This is a genomic window from Dactylosporangium sp. NPDC000555 (genome assembly GCF_040300025.1).
Lineage (GTDB): Bacteria > Actinomycetota > Actinomycetes > Mycobacteriales > Micromonosporaceae > Dactylosporangium.
Window position 1 is genome coordinate 1 of the sequence record NZ_JBEPDB010000197.1, and the last position, 2,086, is coordinate 2,086.

At 64.3% G+C, this 2,086-nt stretch carries 2 protein-coding genes and 1 pseudogene; 2 read left to right on the forward strand and 1 reads right to left on the reverse strand.

The genetic code is table 11. The features are described from left to right. Positions 1–385, forward strand: a pseudogene (locus tag ABT297_RS42965) (hypothetical protein); the annotation flags it as partial. On the opposite strand, the gene ABT297_RS42970 reads toward ABT297_RS42965, so the two are convergent. Next, complete coding sequence (locus ABT297_RS42970; protein ID WP_350559964.1) at positions 375–806, reverse strand: hypothetical protein; 432 nt, start codon at positions 804–806, stop codon at positions 375–377. The pseudogene ABT297_RS42965 and the gene ABT297_RS42970 overlap by 11 nt on opposite strands. A gap of 141 nt (positions 807–947) precedes the next feature. On the opposite strand from ABT297_RS42970, the gene ABT297_RS42975 reads away from it, so the two are divergent. Then, positions 948–1,949 carry a hypothetical protein gene (locus tag ABT297_RS42975; protein ID WP_350559967.1) on the forward strand — a complete coding sequence of 334 codons (1,002 nt, stop codon included), beginning with the start codon at positions 948–950 and terminating at the stop codon, positions 1,947–1,949. Positions 1,950–2,086: the final 137 nt, after the last annotated feature.

A 2,086-nucleotide genomic window follows, 5' to 3' on the forward strand; every position in this document is an offset into this window, starting at 1 on the left:
CGCCGCCGGCAGCGACCTGACCGGCCTTACCCTCGCCGGCCTGGTCGGATGCCTGGCCAGCCCGGTCACCTGGGTACATCACATCTTCTGGTTCATCCCCGCGATCCTGCTGCTGATCATCGCCGGCTCCCGACCGTTGCGCTGGCCGCCGCTGCTCGGCGCAGCCGTCGTCTACCTCACCGTGACCTTCAGCGTCATCTCGTTCTACGCCTACAACCTGCACGAACCCGGCGGCCTCGCGGGCGCGGTCCTCGGCAACTGGGACGCCCTGCTCATGCTCGCCCTCGTGGCCGCCCTGTCTGCCGTGCACCCCGGCACGTCGCACCAGCCGGTGGCGGCGCCCCGCGACGCCGCCATCGATCAGATTTCCTCGGTCAACAACTGACCCGGATCTCATTGGAGTACTTCGTCCCGACGATCGTGCTGGGCGGCGGCGGGTAGCCGCCCTGGCCCCACAGCTCAACCTTGACCCGATAGGTCTGGGTCCCGGTGTCTCGGCAGTAGTAGGAGACCCACTGGATGCCACTGCTGGTCCGCTCCATGGTCTGCAGCGTCGACCAGTATCCGAGGCCGACGTACTTCTGCAGGTGCACCTTGATGCTTTGCTGCTCGGTCGAGCATTCGGTGTAGCTGCCCTCACCGTTGATGGAGTAGCCGCTCTGATAGGTCACGCCGACATCGAAGATCTTTGCGCACGCGGCGGCGACCTGCGTGCCGGCCGCTGCCGCGTTCGCCGGTGCCGCAGTTCCCATCAGGGCGGTGACGGCCACGACTGATCCGAGCATTGCAGCCATGAACTTCTTCATCGCTCTCCTTGGACGTTGGTCGGTGCTGGACATGGCCCAGCGTCGATCGACGACCTTGACGAGTCGTTGAACGAACATTGGGCGGCAGGACGCGCTCGGCATTCAAGAGTTCGTCAAAACACGTATGGCACCGTCGCCGGGATGAGCCGTGTGACACGAAGCTTGCGGCTAGCGTTGCTGGCCGTCATCACCATTGCAGCGCAGACGGTCACCGCCGCCGCGCCCGCTGCCGCTGCAGGACCGCCGTCCGACGCGCCGCGGGCGGCGCTCCGCGCCATGGCGGAGGACGTGGCCGGTGCAGACGCCAGCGTGTACGGCGCTCGGGACGACACCGGTCGTGGGATGGATGCCGTGAAGATCATCCAAGTGCCCGACGGTCGATATCTCGCCGTCTATCACACCTATCTCGGCGGTTCCTTCCACTCAGCGCTGGCCATCTCCTCCGACCTGTTGCACTGGTCGTTCCGGCGCGACTTCGGGGCAGGCTCCTCGCAACCGACGATCACGGTGGCAGGCAGCGGCTATGTGGTGGCCTGGGAACAAGAGCCAGCGAATCACCTGGCATTCCGGTACTTCACCGACCTCGGTGGACTGATGGGCGGTCCACCGCAGCGTTCCTTCGATGCGCCGTGGCGGCTGTCGCAGTGTGCGGAAGGAACACCCAGCATCTTCGCGGTCTCGCTACGTCCTGACATCGACCACTCGGTGATCGATGTAGGCGGCCACTACTTCAAAAACTGTGATGTCGATCGGCAGCAGCGGGGGACGCTCACCAACTTCATGTCCTGGTCGACCGCTGCGCAGCCACTCGTCGACAACGCCCTGCTGCACTGGGGCGTCCGCGGCAACATCGGAGATCGGGACCCGGTCGGGTTCGCCGGATTCGCATTCACCATGATGGAGGGGCAGTACGTCAAAGGCGACTTTGGCTCCTGGCGCACGTTCCTGTTCGATCAGCAGACCGGCAATGCCGACCCGGTGAACATGCGGACCCACCGTGGCAGCACAGCATTCGCCAACCCTACTGCAACAACGATCACGGCACCGGACGGACGACGTGCCGTCGTTTTCACTACCTTCATCCCGAGCGAAGGTGCGGCACCCACGGAGGCGGGCTCTCTCATCTACTACCGGGTCTACTGATCCGTAGATCGAAAATCGGGACTGTACATTGCTCGGGACTGGAAACAACGGTGTAACTCCGATCAAGGGAGTAGCACCTGATGACGATCACTACTGATACGGCGGATACTGCCGCGGTGCCTACGGATGAGACGGCC